A 22396-nucleotide genomic window follows, 5' to 3' on the forward strand; every position below is an offset into this window, starting at 1 on the left:
AATGACAAGTTCCTTTGGTTATCCATACTCAATCGATACGAAAACTGGTTTGTTTTCGCGTTTCGCTTTCTTGAATCCTTCGTCTGACCATGTGTACCAGTTGACCGGATTATAGGCTTGTTGGAGAAGATATGGCGACTTTCAGTGATTAATCGGTTGAGCATTTTTTGTTTGTCATGAGTTCACCTGCTTTCATATAGTAATTTCCTGCGTACTTTACCTTTAGCGAAACTTCGTCTTTTTATATAAAAAAATCCTCTAAAAGTAGAAGAGGACAATAGGACATATTTCTTTTCTTTTAATATGAATAGTATATGTTACTTGTAGTAATCAATTTCCACAATGAATTTTTCAACTGATATTCCATCGCTCCCAATCATATGGAGTTTAGGAGTTTTTAAATTTTTCTCACCATTATTTCCAAATGTAAAGGTGACTGTACCATTTAAATATTGATGAGGATTTATATCTTTAATTCTTTTCCCCGTCTTATTATTAATAAAGTCTATGGTCTGGGTTTCTTCCTCTCCCCTCATCATTCTATAAAATTCAGGATGTAGGGGGAGTTTATCGTTTGTTTTATTTTTTAATGTAAATGGTATGCGGTATTCAGTTATTTTATTTCTCATTTCATCAATGGTATTAATTTTCTTAGCTTTTTTAAACGTATGACTTATTTTTAGGAATTCAAATGTTTCATTTGTCGTCAGGTTTTTTTCTGTTACTTTATAGTTGGAGTATTCACTATTCACTTGTTGATAGCGGAACATGCTGATTAAGATAAAAATTATAGTCATCACTGAAATTACTATTACTTTTTTTCTCATTTTTCTTTATCCCTATCAATAATCGTTTCTTTTATAATTTCCCCAGATTCAATATCATAAATCGTATCTGAAACCTTTTGAAGAGTTTCTTTATCATGGCTAGCAATTAAAATTGTTTTACCTTCATTTTTTAATGCTACGAGTAATTGATGTACTATTTCGACTGCTTTCTCATCTAAAGCATTAGTAGGTTCATCTAAAATGAGCAAATCTGGTTTTTCCATAATTGCTTGAGCTATTCCCAAACGTTGTTTCATCCCAAGAGAATACTTTTTAAACTTTCTTTTGTCATTTGGATCAAGTCCTACACGAGAAATCACAGCAGAAATTTCGTTATCGTTAATTTTATTCTGAATCATAGAGAGTAATTTTAGGTTAGCAAAACCAGTATATTCTGGGATGAAACCAGGATACTCTATTAATATTCCAACATTTTCGGGAAATGAGATGTCTCTGTGTAAGTGTTTCCCACCTACAGTTACTTTTCCATCACTTGGTTTTACTAATCCGGATAATACACGAAATAACATTGTTTTTCCGGATCCATTAGGTCCACGAAAACCATAAATATTCCCCTTTTTTAATGATAAGTTAATATTCTTAAGGACGTGGTTTTTTTTAATAAATTTGTTTAATGCCTCAATTTTAATATATTCTTCTGACATGAGTTTCACCTCGATTAACATTCTTTTTCATGATCAATACCGTATTCATTTAAAAAATCTTGTTTGATAAAAATTTTATATGCAAAAAAAGTAAAAAGTAATCCAAAACCACTAAATAAATAAATCATTCTAGAAAATAAACCTGGTATAAGCCAAGATGTCATTTCTAATGAAAGAGAGTCATTAATGAAAGAAAAACCAAAATAAATATTAAGCATTTTATCAAGAATGACAGTAGATGAAATGATAATAAAGCTGTATATATAATTTTTACTTAACAAATAGCAAACCACAACAAATAGTCCGATCAGATAGAATACCAATAAACTTGTAATCAGATATCTAATTAACATGATATTAGATGAAAAGTATTCATCTAAAGGTAGTTGATCGCCATATATTAAGTACGGAGCTCCTTTTGTAGACAGCCAAACGTTGTCCCACCTTCCTGACAGGAAGCCACCCATAAGGAAACCACCGATTAGGTATATGAGAGTGAATATTAGACAGATCCAAAAGACACGTAATAATAACGATAAAAATACTTTTTCTCTTTTTTGATAACGAACAAAACGAGAAGAGTCAAAAAAAGGTACGATTCCAAATGAAAAAAACATTAGAAAAAGGGGTAATACGGGAAAAATAAATGTATAGGAAGAGAAAAATAAATTTAAAGATTGTGGTATTCCCATTATTCCATGTTGCGGTATACTTTCTTTGACTAAATATAAAATACACAGCAAATAACAAAAAAACCAGATGAATAATCGCACTTTATAACGGTATATGTCGAGTAAAACGATATGTAGTTCTTTAACGAATAACATTCTTTTTAACCCCTAGAATGTATAATGAAAAACTTAGCATAAATCCGATAAACAAGTGTAAAACAAGACTTGCTAGACTCACACCATCTGTAGCCTGTTGTTGCAAGAAGCTTGTTGATATCATTTCCTGATGCCCTAGTGTTGAAAGTACCATGTTTATGACATATAAACTTGCAAAAGGTGTAATTAGAACAACAAATGATTTTTTAATAAACATTCCAAATCCCAAAGCTATACTTGCGAACATACCAGAGAAAATACCAATTAATATTACATATAAGAGCATATGAACAAAGGGATGTGTATAATATAGATCTGGTAAGAAAGTATTATCAGAGGCCAAAGGCATCTCATTGTTAATCGCTCTATCAGGTTTTATATTTGGAAGTCTCATGAAAGACAAATAAATATTTAATAATAAAGGAAAGACAGCTGTGATCATACCTGCTAAAAAGTTTATAAGAAACAAACTAAAGAAATATTGTTTTTGTTTTCCTCTAATAATTAAAAAGCGAATAAAACCAGTTGATCGATCTCTTGAGTACAGATCTGAAAATGGCAGTGTTGCTAAAATTGGTAATAAGAACATGTAAAGTGCTGGATAATCTGATATTCCACCAATCCCCATCCATTTTGTATAAGGGGTAAAAGAAATTCCTCCAGTAAGTTCTAAATGTTCTTTTAGTGGCATTTCTTCTGTCCAAAAATATGCAATTGCTAGAATTGCACCAATGGCTAATGATATGTAAAAAGATGGGCGTTTTATTAATCGTAATATAAGCAAATAAAACATGTATCTCTCCATTTCGTTTATTTAAAAATAAATATAGAAGCGACTCAGTTAATTCTGAGTCGCTGTGTCACATAGTTCTCTTGCCTAATAGAATCAAGGACTTTTTGGATCGTAATCGGGACTCCATTTGCCATAAGCGTGACCAGCTGCATTCTTCTTAGCACCTATCGTAACAGGTGGATATCCTAATCCCAAGAATGTTTTTTCAACTGCCAAATTGTATAGGAGTTTTTTTCCAGAATAATTTTTTTTAATTGTATAATAGTGGCCACCTGAAACATCTTTTCCTTTAGATCTGGCCCAAGCTTCATATGAAGTATTATTCTTTGTACTATACATATAATAGTAAGATTTAGTATATTTTGTTCTAGATGTTGTCTCATCATAGGGATTTCCTTTTAGAAATCTAAAATTATAATTAGTATCTTTATAGTTTCCAGTTGGTTCTCCTGCATAGACATGCACAATCCCTATAGTAGAAAAGGTTACTCCTAGAATTAAAGTTAGGGTAATGATTATTTTATTTTTCAACGGTCTTCTCCTCACTGTTTACTTACAACAAAATATTTATCTGCGACACCTATACAATCATTATCTTTATTTAGCCAAATCATCCTCAACGCTATTTTTGCTTTCTGACCTTTGAATGTTGGTAAATTAATTAAATATTCGTGATCAGCATCTGGGCTAGCATAAGGTTGCTCCCATTGATGAGTAACTCCTCTATCATCTTTCAATTTTCCCAAGATTTTTGATGGGGGAGGTTCTTTTTGACTAAAGGTCATCGCTAATTCATAATTTTTAGGAAGTGGCCCAACTTCGAGGTCCTCTCCTTTGAAAACATTCTCAATTGTGACATCATTATTCTTAATCTGACCTTGATAATAACGGTCCTCTTTCAAATTTTCCCAAAATATAACTTTAAAAAGACTTTGCTTTTGTTCAGTATCAAAATAGAATATTTTAGAATCATTCTTTGTGCTATTATCCAAATCTTTTATACTTACAGAAGGATCTGGAGCTTTGTCTTTAATTGTGTTATTGAAATTACTTGATTGACAAGCACTAATCAAAGATATCATTATTAAAATTGAAAAAAATGTAAATAACTTTTTCACTATTTTCCCCACTAAAACCATAATTTGTACCGGTACATAAAGATTATACAATAAAATAAAGAAAAATACACCTTTTTCTGCATTTTTTTAACTTAAACGTTATGTTATGCTATGTTCTAGTTAGTTGATAAGAGAGGGTTTTATACATGATTAGTTTATTATTACTTTTTAAAAGAGATATGATTCTTGGGTTTCGTAGAACTGCAAAGATTTTTATCATTATATTTATTCTAGGGTTGTTTAATTTTCTATACTACCTTTATTTTCTGCATATTAGTTTATCCAAAAGTAATGTTGCGTTTTGGGATGTTATTGGTAAAACCTTTGCGGGAGTTCCCTTTGAACTTGTTCAACAACAAACAATTGAATTTCCCTTTGGATGGATTATATTTCAATTAAGTGGTGCAATATTGGTCAATACTTTTATAAAAGAAGATCTATTTGCCCATAGTGCATTTATTAGAGTTAGAACAAAGTCAATATTTAAATTGTGGGTAAGCAAACTATTATTTTGTTGTACTGCAATATTGTTCTTTTACATATTAATATTTTCCCTAACCTGGGTTGTATGGAAATTGAGTGGAGGTACAGTAAATAACTTGACAGATTACGGTGAAAGTATTTTAAGATATTCCTCATTCCAATTCTCTTATAGTCAAATTATTGTTTATTCAATTCTCTTAAATATAGCTGGGACATTTCTTTTCACCTTTATCTATGCCTTATTATCATTAATTGTTAAAACAATTTATAGTTTCATAGTTTGTATCTGTATTTTATTCCTTTCAATTTTCTCAGACAACCCACTGCTGCTTGGAAATGAATTTATGCTGATTAGGCACCCTATGTTTGGTTTATCTCCAGTTGTCTCTATTAGTATTACACTAATTATAGTACCTATTCTTTGTACTATTATCTTGATAGTTGGGGGAATATATCTATCTAAGTATGATTTAATAAGTAATATGGAAACGGAATGATTTTGTAAATGTGTATATTATCCTGTAGGTTTTGAAATCTACACATTTATCCGCTATAAGAAAGGAAACAAGTTTAAAAAAGAGAAGATGTTGTAACATTTCATCTCAACAGTTTTTCTTTTTTATTGATCATCTTGATTGACTAAATACCTCTTAGGGTATACTATCTGTTCATAGAAAGAATAGAAAGGAGTACCTGTGAATGGAGTATAATCAACAGATGAAGAACCGTCTTCGCCGGATTGAGGGGCAGATTAAAGGGGTTCTTGCGATGATGGAGCAGGGAAAGGATTGCCGCGAGGTGGTGACGCAGCTGTCTGCATCACGCAATGCCATTGATCGGGCAATGGGTGTGATTGTGAGTACAAATCTTGAGCAATGTGTTCGTGAAAGTCTTGAACAAGGCAAGGATACGGAGGGTCTTGTGAAAGAAGCGGTTGAGCTATTGGTGAAAAGCCGGTAAGAAATTCCTCAGCCTTTGAAGGTTGACGGATTTTTTTACTTGTTATAATATACCCTTACCGGTATGTGTATATATTTTTTGTTTTTTATATACCCCCATGGGTAATAATGAAGGAGGAGCAGAATGGAAGAACAGAAAAAACGCACGACGATTGTGCTATTTAGTGGAGATTATGATAAAGCGATGGCGGCTTACATTATTGCAAATGGTGCAGCGGCCTATGATCATGAGGTGACGATTTTTCATACCTTTTGGGGGCTGAATGCCTTGCGCAAGGATGAGATGGTACCGATGAAGAAAGGATTTTTAGAAAAAATGTTTGGCAAGATGATGCCGCGCGGGGCTGATCGAATGGGCATTTCAAAGATGAATTTTGCTGGAATGGGCCCGAAGATGATTAAGCACGTCATCAAAAAGCATAATGCCATGACCTTGCCGCAGCTTATTGATATGGCGAAGGAACAGGAGATTAATCTCGTAGCATGTACAATGACGATGGACCTTTTAGGGCTGCAGGAGAAAGAATTATTAGATGACATTCAATATGCTGGTGTGGCGGCGTATTTAGCAGAGGCTGAAATCGGGAATGTGAATTTATTTATTTAGTGAGGTGATGAAATGATTCAAACGATTTTGTTCATCCTGGTGATTGGCTTATTTATGAGCCGTTTCCTGCCGGCACGAGGTGTGAACCAAATAGATGCAGCCGATATGAAAAAAAAGCTGAAAAGCAAAGATCAACAGCTCATTGACGTACGATCTCCAGTAGAATTTCAAACAAACCATATAAAAGGATTTCGAAACATTCCTTTACCTCAGTTAAAAGAACGAGTTTCTCAGCTTGAGAAAAATGAAGAGATCTATGTCATATGTCAAAGTGGAATGAGAAGTATGCAGGCAGCGAAAATATTGAAAAAGCAAGGATTTACTCATATTACAAACATCAAGGGTGGTATGAATGCTTGGGATTAAGCACGCATAAAAATATACCCCCACCCCTATATAAAGGAGGACATCACATGCAGCAACCAACAGTCATTTTAGATGCAAAAGGATTGGCATGCCCGATGCCGATTGTGAAAACAAAAAAACAAATGAATGAGCTTTTGCCAGGAGATGTGCTTGAAGTGCAAGCTACCGATAAAGGATCAGCAGCGGATTTAGCGGCTTGGTCAAAAAGTGCCGGTCATGAGTTTTTAGGAACAAGAGTAGAAGGACAGGTGCTTCATCATTTGATTCGTAAGGGCGGAGCGCAAGAAGAGGGGGAGCCCATGATTTCGGAAATATCTTTGAATGCCTTTCAACAGAAGGTAAAAGAAGATCAATCTCTGTTTATTTTGGATGTAAGGGAGCTGGATGAATACGAAGCGGGGCATATCCCAGGAGCCGTTCATATCCCGCTTGGTGAGGTGGAAGATCGTGCAGAGGAGTTAACAAGAGAATCGGACATTTATCTCATCTGTCATTCAGGCAGAAGAAGTGAATTAGCTGCGCAAAAGCTAAAAGAGAGAGGATTTCAACAATTATTCAATGTGGTGCCAGGCATGAATAGCTGGACAGGAGCCATTGAAAAATAGGAGCTGAATAAAACATGACGGTAAAAGCCATGACTGCAGAGCAGTTAACAAAAAAGATCGTGGGCAAAGAGCCGCTCTTTTTGCTAGATGTGCGAAACCAAGCAGATGTGCAGGACTGGAAGATTGAAGGGGAAGCAATCGTTGATATGAATGTGCCTTATTTTGATCTGCTTGACGGAGTAGAGGGCCTTTTACAGCACATTCCTAGTGACCGTGAAGTGCTGGTGGTTTGTGCCAAGGAAGGTTCCTCTATCCTGGTGGCGGAGATGCTGTCAGAGGCTGGCGTGCCTGTTCGTTATTTACAGGGCGGCATGAAGGCATGGAGTGAGCATCTAGAGCCAGTGAAAATAGGTGATTTAAGCGGCGGCGGAGAGCTGTATCAATTTGTACGGATGGGCAAAGGGTGTCTGTCCTATATGATCATGTCCAATGGAGAAGCCGCGGTTGTGGATGCAGCTCGAATGACGGAGGTCTATATTGATTTTGCGAAAAAGCATGATGTCTCTGTGACGCATGTGATGGATACTCACCTTCATGCAGATCATATTTCTGGTGGGAAAAAGCTGGCTGAACAAACTGGTGCTGCCTACTGGCTGCCGCCAAAAGATGCAGAAGAGGTAACCTTTGAATATGAACGTCTTGAAGAAGGACAGCGGATAACGATTGGAACAGCTTCTATTGATATTCAACCCATTTATTCCCCGGGACATACGATCGGCTCAACATCTTTTATCGTAGACAATCAATATCTTCTTTCAGGTGATATTTTGTTTATTGATTCAATTGGAAGACCTGATCTTGCTGGAATGGCGGAGGACTGGGTAGATGATTTGAGAGAGACGCTTTATGAACGGTATATGGCGTTTTCAAAGGAATACATCGTTCTGCCTGCGCACTTCATGACCAAAGAAGAAATGAATGAAGACGGCAGTGTTTGGAAGGAGCTCGGCTCACTTTTAAAAGAAAATCATGGGCTTCATATTGAAGATCAACATGTGTTTAGAAAGATGGTGACGGAAGGTCTGCCTGCACAGCCGCATGCCTTTCAAGAGATTCGTCAAGCCAATATGGGGAAGCTGAACCCAGGTGTGGAAGAGCAGCGGGAAATGGAAATGGGTCCAAACCGTTGTGCGATTCGGTAATGTCCAATAAAATAAGAGAAGAGGAACAATCAAATGACATCAGATCAAATTTTAGACGTAACAGGGCTCGCATGCCCAATGCCGATTATTCGAACGAAGAAAAAAATGAACGACTTGGCGAAAGGTCAAGTTTTAGAAATACATGCAACAGATAAAGGGGCTAAAGCTGACTTGGCCGCATGGGCGAAGTCAAGCGGACATGAATTGATCACGCAGACAGAAGAAGGTCACGTGCTGAAGTTCTGGGTGAGAAAAGGGTCCTAAAGGATGTAGGGGTATCTGCTGAAGATCCCCTTTTCCTTTTGCAAAGGAGGAGACCAGCGTGGATTTTGCGTTATTGATTACACTTTTTATCATCGGATGTATTGGTTCCTTCTTATCAGGAATGGTGGGGATTGGGGGATCGGTGATCAACTATCCCATGCTGCTTTATATCCCGCCTCTTTTTGGTGTGATGGCACTATCAGCACACGAGGTATCAGGGATTGGCGCCATTCAAGTGCTTTTTTCGACGCTGGGTGGTGTACTCGCTTATCGGAAAAGCGGATTTTTACATCGCTCGCTGATTTTATATATGGGAAGCAGTATATTGGCGGGCAGCTTATTAGGCAGTTATGTATCACATTTTATGCCGGAGAAAGGGATGAACCTTATCTATGGATTACTCGCCATTGTGGCGGTTATTCTCATGTTGATTCCGAAAAAAGGACAGCGTGCAGACGCAGAGGGAGAAGTTACTTTTCATAAAGGGCTGGCATCAGCTATTGCCTTTGTGATTGGCAGTGTTTCCGGGGTATTAGGTGCAGGCGGCGCATTTATTTTAGTGCCTGTGATGCTGTCTATTTTAAAAATTCCTGTACGGATGACGATTGCATCGTCACTTGCGATTACGTTTCTTTCTGCGATAGGCGCATCGACTGGAAAGGTATTGACGGGTCAGGTCATGCTTCTTCCTGCGATTGTGCTGATGGCGGCAAGTTTGATGGCAGCTCCGATTGGTGCGAAGGTCGGTCAGAAAATCAATGCCGTCTATTTGCAATGGGCCCTTGCTGTAATGATTACAGCGACAGCGGTCAAAATTTGGCTGGATATTTTATAAAAGAAAGACCAACAGAGCAAACGTGTTGGTCTTTTTTATTTGACGTCATCGTGCTCGATATACGTTTCTAGTGCGGGGTGGTACTCTTTTTGATAATGAAGGTTGGGACATGTTTTCACGACTTTGCCTTGAAGGGCATTGGATTTTGAGACTTCTAATGCTGATTTACATTTAGGACAGCGTTCGGCAAAGAATGAGGGCCAGCGTTTCATGTATCACCACTCCAGTTAAAGTCTTAAAAACCGATTATATTAATAAGAATTATAGGGGATCGTGCAGGTGAGGTCAATGGGTGTTTGGGTCTTTTTAACAAAAAAAGAAGCATCATGAGAGATGCTTCTTTATCGTTCATATTCTTAATAGGCTTTCGCCCAGAACACCATATCAGATGCAGGCTTTCCGCAGCAGACACATGTGTCAGAAATGGTTTCCTGTTCGAATGGAATACAGCGTGAGGTCGCACCTGTTCTTTCTTTAATGTCGTTTTCACAGGCTTCGTCACCACACCACATGGCTTTAATCAATCGGTTTTCTTCCGCAAGAATTTGCTCGATGTCTTCGATTGTGAGGGCTTGTGATGTTTTTTCATGTAATCGTTCCTTCGCCTTTTCGTACATGGTCCGCTGGATGTCTTCAAGCGTTGCTGTGATGGTTTGTTCAAGTGCATCTAATGTGACAGCTTGCTTTTCACCAGTGTCTCGTCGTGCGAGCATCACTTGTCCTTTTTCGATGTCCTTTGGTCCTACTTCTACACGCAGCGGAATACCCTGCATTTCACATTCGTTGAATTTCCAGCCTGGCTGTTTATCGCTTGCATCGATGTCAGCACGTGCGATGCGGGCGAGGCGATCCTTCAATTCGTAGGCATGATCCAGCACCCCTTCTTTATGAGAAGCGATTGGCACGATACGCACTTGGGTTGGTGCAATATTTGGCGGGAGGACGAGCCCTCTGTCATCGCCATGCACCATGATCATAGCGCCGATAATTCTTGTTGTGAAACCCCAAGAGGTTTGCTGGACATGCTCTAGTTTTCCTTCACGGTTTAAGAATTCGATGCCAAATGCTTTGGCAAATCCGTTCCCGAAGAAATGAGAAGTGGCAGTTTGAAGCGCTTTTCCGTCATGCATCAAGCTTTCAACCGTATAGGTGAAGCGAGCGCCGGCGAATTTTTCCTTCTCTGTTTTTCTCCCTTTAATGACAGGAATGGCAAGGAGATCTTCGCAAAGAGAAGCGTAAGTGTGAAGCATTCTTTCTGTTTCTTCAATCGCTTCTTGCTCAGTCTCATGGCACGTGTGTCCCTCCTGCCATAGGAATTCAAGGGTTCTGAGGAAGGGACGAGTTGTTTTTTCCCAGCGGACGACATTGGCCCATTGGTTATATAGCTTTGGTAAATCGCGGTAGGAATGAATAATGTTTTTGTAATGCTCAGCGAACAGCACTTCAGAGGTTGGTCTGACGCAGAGCCTTTCTTGTAATTTGGATTCACCGCCATGTGTGACCCACGCCACTTCAGGAGCAAAGCCTTCGATATGATCTTTTTCCTGCTGCAGCAGGCTCTCTGGGATAAAGAGCGGCATATAGACATTCTCATGACCCGTTTCTTTAATCTGGCGGTCAAGTTCGTCGCGAATATTCTCCCAGATTTTAAAGCCGTACGGCTGAATGATCATACTGCCTCTTACGCTTGAATAATCGACGAGCCGCGCCTTTGTGACAACATCTGTATACCACTGGGCAAAGTCGTCTTCCATGCTTGTAATTTTCTCAACAAATTGTTTTTTTGACATTGCAGGTTCCTCCTTTTTTAAAACAAAAAAGCTGTACTTTAAGTTAGGGACCATTCCTGGTGGTACCACCCTAATTTAAAGCACAGCTTTACACTCAATCATGATAACGGTATGAACCGCTGTATGAAACAGAACTAAATCGGCAGGTTCACTTGAAGATGTCAGTAGGAACTTCTCAGCAACGTTCCCTCTCTGTTAAAGATCGATTCAAGCTACTATTCCAGATCTACGTTGATCCTTGTTCGTTGATTTTTCATCAGTTTACCTGTAAATGGGGGAGAAAGCAAGCTGTTCTGATTCCTTTTACAGCGCCTTTTGTTTAGGTAACGGAATGGCAGTATTTTTCTATTTTTACAGCTTGCGAGTTATGTAAGGCTATGCTAATATATGTGAAGAAAAAAATAGACTTGTATAACCTCAATAATATGGTTTGAGGGTTTCTACCAGGATCCGATAAATCCTGATTACAAAAGCGCGCTTTCCTTTTTTGTAATCAGGGTTTTTTTGTTTGTCTGCACCCTGTATCAAAAGTGAAAGCGATGATATACAGAAGGGATGTTAGACATGAACTGGAGAGTATATTTATTAGCCGTTTCTACTTTTGCGGTTGGATTAGTTGAGCTTGTGGTTGGTGGCATTCTGCCAAGTCTTGCAGAGGATTTGAATGTGTCTCTTGCAACAGCCGGACAGCTCATTACGGTATTTGCGATTGTGTATGCCATTTCAGCACCCGTGCTGCTGACTGCGACAGCCAAAATCGAACGAAAGCGCCTTTACTTAATCGCGTTATTGGTGTTTACAATAGGAAATGTGTTCACTTATTTTAGTTCGACCTTTGCCCTTGTCATGATATCTAGGGTGTTGATTGCGATGAGTACAGCGCTTGTGGTGGTGTTGTCTTTGACGATCACTGCCAAATTGGTGGAACCAGCGCATCGTGCGAAAGCATTAGGGCTGATTTTTATTGGTATTAGCTCCTCACTTGTTCTCGGTGTACCGATCGGTATTTTTATTACAGAGAGCTTTGGCTGGAGAGTGATGTTTTTAGGAATCAGTATTCTTTCTGCCATATCGATGGTGCTGATCTATTTTCTATTGGAAAAAATGCCTGTTGAAAAAGTGACGCCTCTTAGAGAGCAGATTCGTTCTTTAGGGCATCCGAAAATTTTTAGTGCACACTTGATCAGTTTGTTTATGCTTGCAGGCCATTATATGCTTTATTCTTATTTCACTCCATTTCTGATGGAAGTTCTGCATATGACCCCGTTTTGGATTAGTATTTGTTATTTGATCTTCGGACTTGCGTCTATAGGCGGGAATGGGTTTGGCGGCTGGCTCAGTGACAAACTGGGTTCAGGAAAAGCCATTTTGCTTGTGACTATGGCGTTTGCGATCGTCATGTTTATCCTTCCTTATACAGCGGGGGTGTTCGCGCTCTTTATGGTCATGGTTGTCCTTTGGGGAGCGCTCAGCTGGGCACTGACGCCTGCTTTGCAGAGTTATTTGATTCAAACAGATCCTGTCACGTCTGATATTCAGCAGAGCTTAAATACATCTGCCTTGCAAATCGGCATTTCGATTGGATCTGCGGTTGGCGGAGTCATGTTTACGATGACCGGTTCCTCTGTTGATCTGGCTAAATTCGGTGCTGTGTTTGTACTGATTGCCTTTAGCTGTGCGGTGATTTCGCTGAAGAGACCGCCGCTTTATATGGATCGTCAGCATCATGCTGAATAGCTGCCTATCTTTAGGCAGCTTTTTTATGTTCATTTCAAATTCACAAGAAAAGTACCTTTCTATTCAAAGACGGCCATTTCACCGATTGCTTGGAAGCCGGCACGTTGATAAATATTTTTGCCGTCTGCTGATGCTTGTAAGATGACACATTTTTGTTTATTCTCTGTCTTGGTCAGAAGGTAATGGAACATGTCACTGCCAAGTCCTTTTCCGCGGTGTTCTGCCCTCGTCATGACATCATAAATACCGTAGCTGTCGTTTGTCTCGAATAATAAGCCTGTTGTGACCGGCTTGTGGTGTTCATACCCCACGAACATGCGAGCTTTTGAGTGTAATTTTTTAATCGAAAAATACTGGAAATAGTCTTCTAAGGCGGCGGCCTCAGTCGATCCTTTGAATAGTTCAATAAAGATATGTTTGTAATCAAATAGTGTCTGCTCATCAAGTACTTCCTTGATTGTAAGTGATGAGGATGTGACTGGATCAATGTCACCTGTATGCTCAAGCATCATGATGGTATTGCGTTCGACCTCTTGAAGGTGATAGTCCTTTAATAAATCAGCCCAATCAGGATGGAGTAAACGGTGATCGACCCATGTGCTGAAGATGAGTTTCTGTGACCGCATGTGTTCAATGGCAGCTTTCACTTTTTTTGGATCTTGGATTTGAGCTGATGTCGGTAAGAGCAAATTGAACGTGTCAGTCGATATTTGAGTATTGGATAGAACGAAATCGTCCGATGCAAGGAAGGTTCCGTTTACAGCAGAGGAAAACAGATGTATCTTTTCTTCTAATTGGCGAATGGCCATTAGTTGTTCAGGTTTCATTTAGCTCACCTTTTCATTATGATAAATTGAATGACATCCCCATGATTATAGCATGTGACAGGATGAGGGGAATCTAGTATAAAAGTACATATACAATTTTAAGGTCTGATGACCTATTATTTTACTAACAACCACATTTCTTTTGACTCCTTTCTTCATTATTAGTACCATTTTATTAACCAGTTAAGAGTGGAGGTTCAGATGGAAACAAAAGAGCAGATTGTATTAAAAGCGATTCAAGATCTGATTATGCATAGGGAAAAGAGACGGAATGATCCAACAGATCCACTGATTACCACGACTGATACACTCAAACAAGAATGGACACTCACACAGCTTCACATTTTATCGATGATTCAAGCCAATCCAAACGAATCAAACAATACATTTCTATCTCAACAACTAAAACTATCAAAGCCAGCTATTACAAAGGCTGTGAAAAAACTAATTGAAAAAGGCATGGTGGACTATTGCCACCGGCAGGGTGATAAGAAATCAGTCTATTATTCTTTGACAGAGGAAGGCAAGCAATTGGCAGCGCTTCATGACGAGCTGCATGAAAAAGCAGTCACGTCCTATTTAGAATTTCTTCAGCAGTTTCATGAAGATGAATTACAAGTAATTGAGCGCTTCTTAAAAGCTTGGAAAGAAAAGATATAGATAAAAAACCGAAACCATCGTAAAAAGGAGATGATTTCGGTTTTTTATGGTAAAATTAACATATATTGATGTTGTTTGAAGCCATGATGAAAGGGAGGGAGCTCATTGGAGAAAGAAATGATAGAAAATTATAAAAAATACGTATTCGTCATGCCATTTGTGGGATTGTTTGTCAGCGTGCTATTATTTGTTTATTTTTTTGGTATTGCAGGAGCTGGAGAACCGATTTGGGCTGCTGCTTTGTATTGTGCTCTGCCCTTTTTGGTGAATACGATATGTTTCTTGCCTGTATGTATTTATTTTAAAGTCAGCAAAAAAAGTGAGGAACATACATGATTGTCGTCAGTGCTTGTCTTGCTGGATTGAAGGTTCGTTATAATGGCAGCCATCGATTAGATCAGCGAATTGAGGAGCTTGTTGAGGAGGGAAAGGCAGTCACAGTTTGTCCTGAGCTGCTTGGCGGCCTTTCCACGCCAAGACCTCCCGCGGAAATCATTGGCGGAGACGGACATGATGTATTACAGGGCCTCGCCTCCGTGATTGATGTACATGGAAATGATGTCACGGAGATGTATGTAAAAGGTGCGAAGGCCGCGCTGGAACAGGTTCAGTCTTTGAAAGCGACGGCGGTTGTGTTAAAAGAGTACAGCCCCTCCTGCGGCAGCCGGATGATTTATCGCGGAGATTTTAACGGGGGGACAAAAGCTGGAGATGGAGTGACATCCGCCTTGCTTAAACAGCACGGAATTCAGGTATTTTCTGAGGAGGATGATTGGACTTCACTGTTTTTATAAGTGTGGTGTGAATAGAAGGAGGAGTTAGGTTGAAAAAGTGGATGATTGGTTTAGTCGTCATTATTTTATTAGGAATTGGTATTTATTTTCTAATCAATGCAAAAACATACTCTTTTGATAATGTGGCCTCAATTGATCAAAACAAGGTGACTTCGATTCAAATTGAGCATGATAATGAGCGTGTTATGGTGGAAAAGAAAGCGGATATTCAAAAGTTACTCAAGGAATTTTCGGGTATGAAATTAAAGAAAACGAATGAAACTAAAAAAACTTCAAAAGAGTCTTATTGGATCAGAGTGTATGAGAATGAGAAGGAAACATATGGTCTGACTTTTTACGATCAAACATTTTTAGAAACATATGATTTTTCTAAAACAAAAGATCAAACCAGCGAATATCAAATCGTTGACACCAATCAAGTTGATATAGGAAAATATATCAAATAGCTCAGCCAGAATGTCATGCATGATCAATCGAAAATTCGGGTATAGTGCTTGGTAAGTAAAAAGGAAGCGGAGGTTTGTTTGATGAGTGGATTAACAGATACAGTCACATTAGCAAACGGAGTAAAAATGCCGAAGCTAGGCTTTGGTGTATGGCAGGTAAAAGATGGGGATGAGGCTGTAAATGCCGTCAAAGACGCTCTTGAAGCGGGCTACCGCAGCATTGATACAGCAGCCGCCTATCAAAATGAAGAAGGGGTAGGCAAAGCCATTCAGCAATCAGGTATCTCGCGCGATGATCTATTCATTACGACAAAGGTCTGGAATAATGATCAAGGCTATGAATCAACACTCGAAGCCTTTGAAACAAGTATGAACAAGCTGGGATTAGATGTATTAGATCTTTATTTAATTCATTGGCCAGTTGAAGGCAAATATAAAGAAACATGGAAAGCGCTAGAGAAACTATATAAGGATGGACGCGTTCGAGCGATCGGAGTGTGTAATTTCCATCAGCATCATTTAGAGGATTTATTGGAAGAGGCAGAAGTTGTGCCAATGGTGAATCAAATCGAGCTGCATCCGAAGCTGACGCAGGAGCCTTTACGAGACTACTGCAAATCGAAAGGAATTCATGTAGAGGCGTGGTCGCCATTAGGCAGCGGGAAGCTTCTAAACCATCCTGTTCTCCAGGATATCGCGAAAAAACATGATAAGTCAGTAGCGCAAGTGATTCTTCGCTGGGACTTGCAGCATGGCATTATCACCATTCCAAAATCTGTGACGAAGAGCCGAATCATCGAAAACACACAAGTCTTCGATTTCGAGCTGTCCGCACGTGAGATGGGTGTCATTGATCAGCTCAATGAAGATGAGCGCACAGGTCCAGATCCAGATAACTTTGATTTTTAATCGAAAGAAAAGCACAGGTGCGATGCCTGTGCTTTTTTATTTCCCTCATCTTTAGACAGATTTTTGGGGGTGATAGGTCTCAATGATTTGAATGGCGTCAACAATCTGTTCTTTAGAATAGTCTCCAATCAAACAAAAGGTTTCATCTTTACGTGCCGCATGGTTTGCTACCGTAAGTGCCGCTTCTTCCAGTTGAGTTGTCATACCAAGATCGCGCATATTTCTAGGTAATCCGAGAGTTTGGTAGAGTTCAAGTAATTCCTCAACCTCGGACATTCGGTTTTCTGCGGCAAGCTGGACGAGGATGCCATAAGCTACTTTTTGTCCATGTAACACATGATGCGTTTCTTCAATAAATGTCAATCCATTATGAACGGCATGGGCTCCTGCCATTCTTCCATAGCGTCCCCCATAGCCGCCGACTGTTCCTGCTAACGTAATAATCGTATCTGTCACATCTGCGAATGCTTGTGAAAGCTGACCTGTTTTTAAGCTGTTGACAGCTTCTTCACTATGAGAAAGAAGAATGTCTCGAACATATACCGCCTGCTTTAGTGCTGCATGTACCATGAGCGGCAAGGCGCCTTTTGTGTTACGAATAATCGCTTCTGCTTCATACCATTTTGCCAGCGTATCACCAATTCCGCTTTGAAAGTAGGAAAGAGGAGAGGAAAGCAAAAAAGTATGATCAATTAAGGTGAGATAGCTGGATCGTTTATGATAATCAACTCTCATGAAATTTCCTTTGTCATCATAAATGACGCTGAGAGGTGTAGACGCAGCACATGTGCCGGGAATCGTTGGCACCATGATGACTTCGATTTGAAGAACGTCTGCAACTGATTTTGCGGTATCTAAAATCGTTCCGCCCCCGATGCCGATGATCACATCTGACCCGTTAAGCTCTTCTGCGATCTGTGTGACCGCATTAGGCGAACTGTATCCTTTGTGCTGAATGAAAGGCCACTCGGACGGCAGCTTTGTGTATTGTGAAAAAGCTTGGTATGAATCATATCCTGTCACTACAGCAGGTGACTGAAAAGGAGAAACAAGGGATTCAAGTTCATGATAGATTCCCTTTTGAGAAATAAATTGGTTAGGGCCGCTTCTGACAATATCTTCTGGCTGGATCATGGATCATTGCTCCTTTACACATCATATTGTTCATAAATCATCTCATTTTACAGAAATTTCTGTCAAATAGTCAAATCTATGAGAAGAAAGGCCCTTCCGTTTTATGGAATTGAGCCGCCGACATTGCCTTTAGGTATGTATTTCCTGTATGATAAAGAATGGTATGTTTTGATTAAATTTAAGAGGTGTTTATATAGATGGAAAAACAATATCGCGTTTTACTTTACTATCAATATGTCCCCATTGAGGACCCAGAGACGTTTACAGCAGAGCATTTAGCATTCTGTAAGGAGCTTGGTTTGTTAGGCCGTATCCTCGTATCAGCAGAAGGCTTGAACGGAACGGTTTCTGGAACTATTGAGCAAACGGACAAGTACATGCAAGCGTTAAAAGAAGATCCGCGCTTTGCGTCTATGCCGATCAAAATTGACGAAGCAGATGGTCATGCGTTTAAAAAAATGCACGTCCGTCATCGGAATGAACTAGTGAACCTCAGCCTTGAGGATGATGTGAATCCGTTGGAATTAACGGGGAAACATCTTAGCCCGGTTGAATTTTACGAGCAAATGCAATCACCTGATACTGTTGTGATTGATGCGCGTAATGATTACGAGTTTGATGTTGGTCACTTCAGAGGGGCAGTTCGTCCTGATATTGAGACATTCCGTGAATTACCTGAGTGGATTCGTGACAATAAAGAGATTCTTGAAGGCAAAAAAATCCTGACTTATTGCACAGGCGGCGTACGCTGTGAGAAGTTTTCAGGCTGGTTAAAGCGTGAAGGCTTTGAAGATGTCTCTCAGCTTGACGGCGGAATTGTCACTTACGGAAAAGACCCAGAAGTACAAGGGAAGCTATGGGACGGTCAATGCTATGTGTTTGATAATCGCTTAACAGTACCAGTGAATCAAACAGAGCATGTGGTTGTCGGAAAAGATTTCTTCACTGGTGAGCCTTGCGAGCGTTATGTGAACTGTGCGAACCCTGCATGTAACCGTAAGATGATTGCCACTGAAGAGAGTGAGCATAAGTATATGCGCAGCTGCAGTCATGAATGCCGCACAAGTGAACGGAACTTGTATGTGAAACAGCACAATTTATCTGAAGAAGAAGTTCAAGAAAGACTAGCTGTTATTGAAAAAGAACAAGCGATTTCACAAGGATAGAGGGAACCCCCCTTTATCCTTTTTTTCTTTACATGGCGTGGGTTAGAAGGGAGAGGAAGTCATTTCCTCTATCTTTTTTGTTTTGTTTTTTTCAAAATAAGGGTAAAGGTAGTTATTCAGTCTAATAGATTGAACAGGTGAAAAAGCGCTTTCTTTTGAAATAAGCATGTTCGACTATTTCAGAAAATGAAGAATTGAGAGATAATATAACAGGCGAAAAAATGAACAAGAGTAAAGGTTCATTAGAAGAAATATTTGCCAGTAAAATGAAAAGTGAGCTGCTTTGAAAGAAAGACGCTTGCTTGACACATGCTCTGTATTTTAATCGAAAGGTGTTATGAACATGAATCATTTGCATCGTAGGATGGGAACTTTCGCTTTAATGATGGTAGGTCTTGGCTCAATCATTGGTTCAGGATGGCTCTTCGGTGCTTGGCGTGCGGCTCAAATCGCCGGTCCTGCTGCTATTTTATCCTGGTTGATTGGGATGGTTGTGATTTTATTTATCGCTTTGTCTTATAGTGAACTCGGATCGATGTTTCCAGAGGCAGGCGGAATGGTGAAATATACGCAATATTCACACGGATCTTTTATTGGGTTTATTGCAGCTTGGGCGAACTGGATCGCCATTGTCTCCGTGATACCAGTGGAGGCGGTTGCTTCCGTCCAGTACATGAGCTCATGGCCTTGGGAGTGGGCAAAGTGGACATCTCATTTGGTTACAAAAGGGGTATTGACGACAGAAGGTCTTATGGTTGCCAGTGTGCTGCTTGTGATTTACTTTCTGCTTAATTATTGGACAGTTGGGTTATTTTCAAAAGCAAATACATTCATTACCGTGTTTAAAATTGTCATTCCAGGATTAACAATTGGTGCGCTCTTATTCGTAGGTTTTCATAGTGAGAATTTTACTTCTGGAACAAGTATTGCTCCTAACGGCTGGGCGAGTGTGCTGACAGCTGTTGCGACATCTGGGATTGTGTTTGCCTTCAATGGCTTCCAAAGCCCGATTAATATGGCCGGTGAGGCAAAAAATCCAGGCCGGTCGATTCCAATTGCCATTGTCGGATCGATTTTCATTGCGACTGTGATTTATGTCCTTTTACAAGTCGCCTTTATCGGTGCTGTTGATCCATCTATGATCGTGAACGGATGGGGTCATTTGAATTTCAACTCGCCATTTGCGGACCTTGCCATTGCGCTTGGTATTAACTGGCTTGTTCTGATTTTATATGCGGATGCGTTTGTGTCGCCTTCTGGTACGGGAATTACGTATACCGCAACGACGTCTCGTATGATTTATGGAATGGAAAAAAACAAATACATGCCAAGTGTGCTTGGCCGTCTGCACCCTATTTACGGCGTGCCTCGTCCAGCAATGTTTTTTAACTTAGCCGTATCGTTTATCTTTCTGTTTTTATTTAGAGGCTGGGGTGTACTTGCTGAAATTATCTCTGTCGCAACACTCATTTCTTATCTGACTGGACCAGTGACCGTCATGACGCTGAGAAAGACAGGGACAGATTTATATCGACCGCTCCGAATAAAAGGACTCAGCATCATTGCTCCTCTCGGTTTTGTCTTTGCCTCATTGACGCTGTATTGGGCAAGATGGCCGTTAACAGGTCAGGTGCTGTTCATTATTCTCATTGGTCTTCCTATCTATTTTTACTATCAAGCAAAAGCGAAGTGGAAAGGCTTCGGCCGCAACTTTAAGGCGGGTGCTTGGATGGTTGTGTACCTGCTTGTGATGATGACGATTTCCTGTCTTGGCAGTGATAAATTCGGCGGTTATAACATCATTCATTATGGCTGGGACATGGCACTGATTACGGTGGTAGCTCTGCTATTTTATATGTGGGCACTCAAAAGTGGATATGAAACAGAGTTTTTAGAGGATGCGAAAAAAATCAATGATGAGCTGCGTGCTTCTCAGAAGGAAGCTGCAGCAACCAAAGAATAAAGAAACGGCTGCCTGAACACTCGGGCAGCCGTTTTTATTTGGAGGAAAGGTGCATCACATGCCGTTTCAGCCAAGTGGTGACGCCGCGCAAAACGGCCGCTGTGACAAGTGAAATGAGCACATATCTCCAAAGCTGGCCTAAGCCTTGTCCACTCAGCCAGAATACGATGCCTAGAATGATGAGGGTAAACATGAGCAAGAATAAAAATGATGCAGACCAGAAAAAAGATTTCACAGAAGGTCACCTCCTCAGGAGTATTGTATGCAGGCAATTGAAGGAACAGACCAGCTATGAAAGGGTAGAATCATGGTGAAATCTATTGCAAAAGTCAGATAAAAGCACCAAGTGATTTGACAATTGTGTTAAGATGAGAGCATATTTTGAGTAAAGTTGTTGGTCATAGACGGAGGTGTTTGGAAATGCAGATTCAAAAGGTTCTAAACAATAATGTCATTAGTGTCATAGATGAACATGGAAAAGAAATCGTTGTCATGGGGAGAGGCATCGCTTTCCAGCGACGTCCCGGGGACCCGGTGGACGAATCGTTGATTGATAAAGTCTTCCGCCTGGAGGATCATTCCGTTCACGAGCGGATGAAAATGCTGCTTCAAGAGGTTCCGTATGATGTGGTCAAGGTGACCGAGGAAATGATCCAATATGCACATACAAAGCTGAACCGAAGATTAAACGAAAGTCTGCATGTATCGCTGGCAGACCATATTCATTACGCCATCGAACGGCTGAAGAAAAATCATCTGATTGAGAATTCGCTTATTTGGGAGATTAAACGCTTATACAAAGATGAATTTCTTGTGGCAAAGGACTGTCTTGAGATGATTGAAGAGCGTCTTCATATTGAACTGCCTGAGGATGAAGCGGGTTTTATTGCCATGCATATCATTAACGCAGAGCTCAATGAGGATATGAATACGACGGTCAATATCACAAAGGAAGTTAATGCCATTCTCACCATTGTGAAATATCACCTCAACATGGAATTTGATGAGGACTCGCTTAACTTTTACCGTTTTCTCACGCATTTGCGCTTTTTCGTCCAGCGTCTGATCAATGAAACACTCCTTGTCAGCGAAGATCAGGACTTATATCAGCTCATCAAAGTGAAATATCCGAAAGCTTACGATTGCGCAAAGAAAATCGCAGAATATGTCTATCAAACCTATCACCGGGATCTTACATCAGAGGAGATGCTGTATCTATCAATTCATTTGAATCGACTGATCAAACGAGAAAAATAAAGATAGATTTTAAAAGAAAGCGTTGACATGAGAAAAGGTGAGTGGTACTATTTGCTCATAAACATAAAAGAATACGGTTTCACAATGATCGTCTTAGAGGATTGTGACTGTTCGGCAGGCAAAACCTAAACGTTCACTGAAAAAGCGCAACAGCAAGCTGCGACTATTTTTGGTGCCCGTTTAGGTTTTTATTTTGCCCAAAAACGTATTTTTTTGAAAAAA

Annotated in this window: 28 protein-coding genes, 1 pseudogene and 1 riboswitch; of the genes and pseudogenes, 17 read left to right on the forward strand and 12 right to left on the reverse strand. The window is 39.8% G+C overall.

Annotated elements, in window-relative coordinates; translation table 11 throughout:
* Positions 1-18: 18 nt before the first annotated feature.
* The 7 genes and pseudogenes from MHB69_RS01225 to MHB69_RS01255 all read right to left on the reverse strand — a co-directional run.
* Positions 19-129, reverse strand: a pseudogene (locus MHB69_RS01225) (DUF255 domain-containing protein); the annotation flags it as partial.
* A 188-nt stretch (positions 130-317) separates the two neighbouring features.
* Positions 318-827, reverse strand: a complete 510-nt coding sequence (locus MHB69_RS01230) for a hypothetical protein (protein ID WP_342495915.1) — start codon at positions 825-827, stop codon at positions 318-320.
* Positions 824-1492, reverse strand: coding sequence for an ATP-binding cassette domain-containing protein (locus tag MHB69_RS01235; protein ID WP_342495916.1), 669 nt, complete (start codon positions 1490-1492; stop codon positions 824-826). Before MHB69_RS01235 ends, MHB69_RS01230 begins: the two co-directional genes overlap by 4 nt.
* A 14-nt stretch (positions 1493-1506) precedes the next feature.
* Positions 1507-2319: a hypothetical protein gene (locus MHB69_RS01240; RefSeq protein ID WP_342495917.1), complete on the reverse strand. Its 813-nt coding sequence runs from the start codon at positions 2317-2319 to the stop codon at positions 1507-1509.
* Positions 2306-3112, reverse strand: coding sequence for a hypothetical protein (locus MHB69_RS01245; RefSeq protein ID WP_342495918.1), 807 nt, complete (start codon positions 3110-3112; stop codon positions 2306-2308). The genes MHB69_RS01240 and MHB69_RS01245 overlap by 14 nt, the downstream gene beginning before the upstream one ends.
* A gap of 93 nt (positions 3113-3205) precedes the next feature.
* The gene (locus tag MHB69_RS01250) at positions 3206-3643 is read right to left on the reverse strand and encodes a hypothetical protein (protein WP_151021530.1); all 438 of its coding nucleotides are present in this window, start codon (positions 3641-3643) and stop codon (positions 3206-3208) included.
* An 11-nt stretch (positions 3644-3654) separates the two neighbouring features.
* Positions 3655-4230: a hypothetical protein gene (locus tag MHB69_RS01255; protein ID WP_342495919.1), complete on the reverse strand. Its 576-nt coding sequence runs from the start codon at positions 4228-4230 to the stop codon at positions 3655-3657.
* A 146-nt stretch (positions 4231-4376) separates the two neighbouring features.
* Between MHB69_RS01255 and MHB69_RS01260 the strand changes: the two genes are divergently transcribed.
* The 8 genes from MHB69_RS01260 to MHB69_RS01295 all read left to right on the forward strand — a co-directional run bounded on the left by MHB69_RS01260 (position 4377) and on the right by MHB69_RS01295 (position 9491).
* Positions 4377-5210, forward strand: a complete 834-nt coding sequence (locus MHB69_RS01260; protein WP_342495920.1) for a hypothetical protein — start codon at positions 4377-4379, stop codon at positions 5208-5210.
* 202 nt (positions 5211-5412) lie between these two features.
* The gene (locus MHB69_RS01265; protein ID WP_003217059.1) at positions 5413-5673 is read left to right on the forward strand and encodes a metal-sensitive transcriptional regulator; all 261 of its coding nucleotides are present in this window, start codon (positions 5413-5415) and stop codon (positions 5671-5673) included.
* A 123-nt stretch (positions 5674-5796) separates the two neighbouring features.
* Positions 5797-6279: a DsrE/DsrF/DrsH-like family protein gene (locus MHB69_RS01270; RefSeq protein WP_041088802.1), complete on the forward strand. Its 483-nt coding sequence runs from the start codon at positions 5797-5799 to the stop codon at positions 6277-6279.
* Positions 6280-6291: 12 nt separating this feature from the next.
* A complete protein-coding gene (locus MHB69_RS01275) occupies positions 6292-6645 on the forward strand; it encodes a rhodanese-like domain-containing protein (RefSeq protein ID WP_342495921.1) in 354 nt (117 codons plus the stop codon).
* Between the two features lie 47 nt (positions 6646-6692).
* Complete coding sequence (locus MHB69_RS01280; protein ID WP_342495922.1) at positions 6693-7250, forward strand: sulfurtransferase TusA family protein; 558 nt, start codon at positions 6693-6695, stop codon at positions 7248-7250.
* Positions 7251-7264: 14 nt separating this feature from the next.
* Positions 7265-8392: an MBL fold metallo-hydrolase gene (locus tag MHB69_RS01285; protein WP_342495923.1), complete on the forward strand. Its 1128-nt coding sequence runs from the start codon at positions 7265-7267 to the stop codon at positions 8390-8392.
* 33 nt (positions 8393-8425) lie between these two features.
* The gene (locus MHB69_RS01290; protein WP_041115252.1) at positions 8426-8656 is read left to right on the forward strand and encodes a sulfurtransferase TusA family protein; all 231 of its coding nucleotides are present in this window, start codon (positions 8426-8428) and stop codon (positions 8654-8656) included.
* A 58-nt stretch (positions 8657-8714) separates the two neighbouring features.
* A complete protein-coding gene (locus MHB69_RS01295; protein WP_342495924.1) occupies positions 8715-9491 on the forward strand; it encodes a sulfite exporter TauE/SafE family protein in 777 nt (258 codons plus the stop codon).
* Positions 9492-9526: 35 nt separating this feature from the next.
* Here MHB69_RS01295 and MHB69_RS01300 read toward each other — a convergent pair whose 3' ends face one another.
* Together MHB69_RS01300 and proS are read right to left on the reverse strand one after the other, a co-directional pair.
* Entirely contained in the window at positions 9527-9703 is a 177-nt protein-coding gene (locus MHB69_RS01300; protein ID WP_165585036.1) for a hypothetical protein, read from the reverse strand.
* Between the two features lie 144 nt (positions 9704-9847).
* The gene (gene proS / locus MHB69_RS01305) at positions 9848-11281 is read right to left on the reverse strand and encodes a proline--tRNA ligase (protein WP_342495925.1); all 1434 of its coding nucleotides are present in this window, start codon (positions 11279-11281) and stop codon (positions 9848-9850) included.
* A 387-nt stretch (positions 11282-11668) separates the two neighbouring features.
* A riboswitch (purine riboswitch) is annotated at positions 11669-11768 on the forward strand.
* 77 nt (positions 11769-11845) lie between these two features.
* Here proS and MHB69_RS01310 point away from each other — a divergent pair.
* Complete coding sequence (locus tag MHB69_RS01310; RefSeq protein WP_041115248.1) at positions 11846-13018, forward strand: MFS transporter; 1173 nt, start codon at positions 11846-11848, stop codon at positions 13016-13018.
* 59 nt (positions 13019-13077) lie between these two features.
* Here MHB69_RS01310 and MHB69_RS01315 read toward each other — a convergent pair whose 3' ends face one another.
* Entirely contained in the window at positions 13078-13845 is a 768-nt protein-coding gene (locus MHB69_RS01315) for a GNAT family N-acetyltransferase (RefSeq protein ID WP_305933834.1), read from the reverse strand.
* A gap of 201 nt (positions 13846-14046) precedes the next feature.
* On the opposite strand from MHB69_RS01315, the gene MHB69_RS01320 reads away from it, so the two are divergent.
* From MHB69_RS01320 to MHB69_RS01340, 5 genes are all read left to right on the forward strand, one after another.
* Positions 14047-14505, forward strand: a complete 459-nt coding sequence (locus tag MHB69_RS01320; RefSeq protein ID WP_034283105.1) for a MarR family transcriptional regulator — start codon at positions 14047-14049, stop codon at positions 14503-14505.
* A 105-nt stretch (positions 14506-14610) separates the two neighbouring features.
* Complete coding sequence (locus MHB69_RS01325) at positions 14611-14841, forward strand: hypothetical protein (RefSeq protein WP_305933833.1); 231 nt, start codon at positions 14611-14613, stop codon at positions 14839-14841.
* Positions 14838-15299, forward strand: coding sequence for a DUF523 domain-containing protein (locus MHB69_RS01330; RefSeq protein WP_081123919.1), 462 nt, complete (start codon positions 14838-14840; stop codon positions 15297-15299). The genes MHB69_RS01325 and MHB69_RS01330 overlap by 4 nt, the downstream gene beginning before the upstream one ends.
* A 29-nt stretch (positions 15300-15328) precedes the next feature.
* Positions 15329-15745, forward strand: a complete 417-nt coding sequence (locus MHB69_RS01335; RefSeq protein ID WP_034283111.1) for a DUF5301 domain-containing protein — start codon at positions 15329-15331, stop codon at positions 15743-15745.
* 81 nt (positions 15746-15826) lie between these two features.
* Entirely contained in the window at positions 15827-16654 is an 828-nt protein-coding gene (locus MHB69_RS01340; protein ID WP_034283114.1) for an aldo/keto reductase, read from the forward strand.
* Positions 16655-16705: 51 nt separating this feature from the next.
* Here MHB69_RS01340 and MHB69_RS01345 read toward each other — a convergent pair whose 3' ends face one another.
* Positions 16706-17788 carry an iron-containing alcohol dehydrogenase family protein gene (locus tag MHB69_RS01345; RefSeq protein ID WP_034283117.1) on the reverse strand — a complete coding sequence of 361 codons (1083 nt, stop codon included), beginning with the start codon at positions 17786-17788 and terminating at the stop codon, positions 16706-16708.
* A 197-nt stretch (positions 17789-17985) separates the two neighbouring features.
* Between MHB69_RS01345 and MHB69_RS01350 the strand changes: the two genes are divergently transcribed.
* On the forward strand, positions 17986-18954 hold the full coding sequence (locus MHB69_RS01350) for a rhodanese-related sulfurtransferase (protein ID WP_039176148.1): 969 nt from the start codon (positions 17986-17988) through the stop codon (positions 18952-18954).
* Positions 18955-19297: 343 nt separating this feature from the next.
* A complete protein-coding gene (locus MHB69_RS01355) occupies positions 19298-20917 on the forward strand; it encodes an APC family permease (RefSeq protein WP_034283122.1) in 1620 nt (539 codons plus the stop codon).
* A 34-nt stretch (positions 20918-20951) separates the two neighbouring features.
* On the opposite strand, the gene MHB69_RS01360 is transcribed toward MHB69_RS01355, so the two are convergent.
* Positions 20952-21152, reverse strand: a complete 201-nt coding sequence (locus MHB69_RS01360) for a hypothetical protein (RefSeq protein ID WP_034283125.1) — start codon at positions 21150-21152, stop codon at positions 20952-20954.
* Positions 21153-21337: 185 nt separating this feature from the next.
* Between MHB69_RS01360 and MHB69_RS01365 the strand changes: the two genes are divergently transcribed.
* Entirely contained in the window at positions 21338-22174 is an 837-nt protein-coding gene (locus MHB69_RS01365) for a PRD domain-containing protein (RefSeq protein ID WP_024424409.1), read from the forward strand.
* Positions 22175-22396 lie beyond the last annotated feature (222 nt).

It is taken from the genome of Bacillus sp. FSL K6-0994, assembly GCF_038630815.1.
GTDB lineage: Bacteria > Bacillota > Bacilli > Bacillales > Bacillaceae > Bacillus > Bacillus safensis.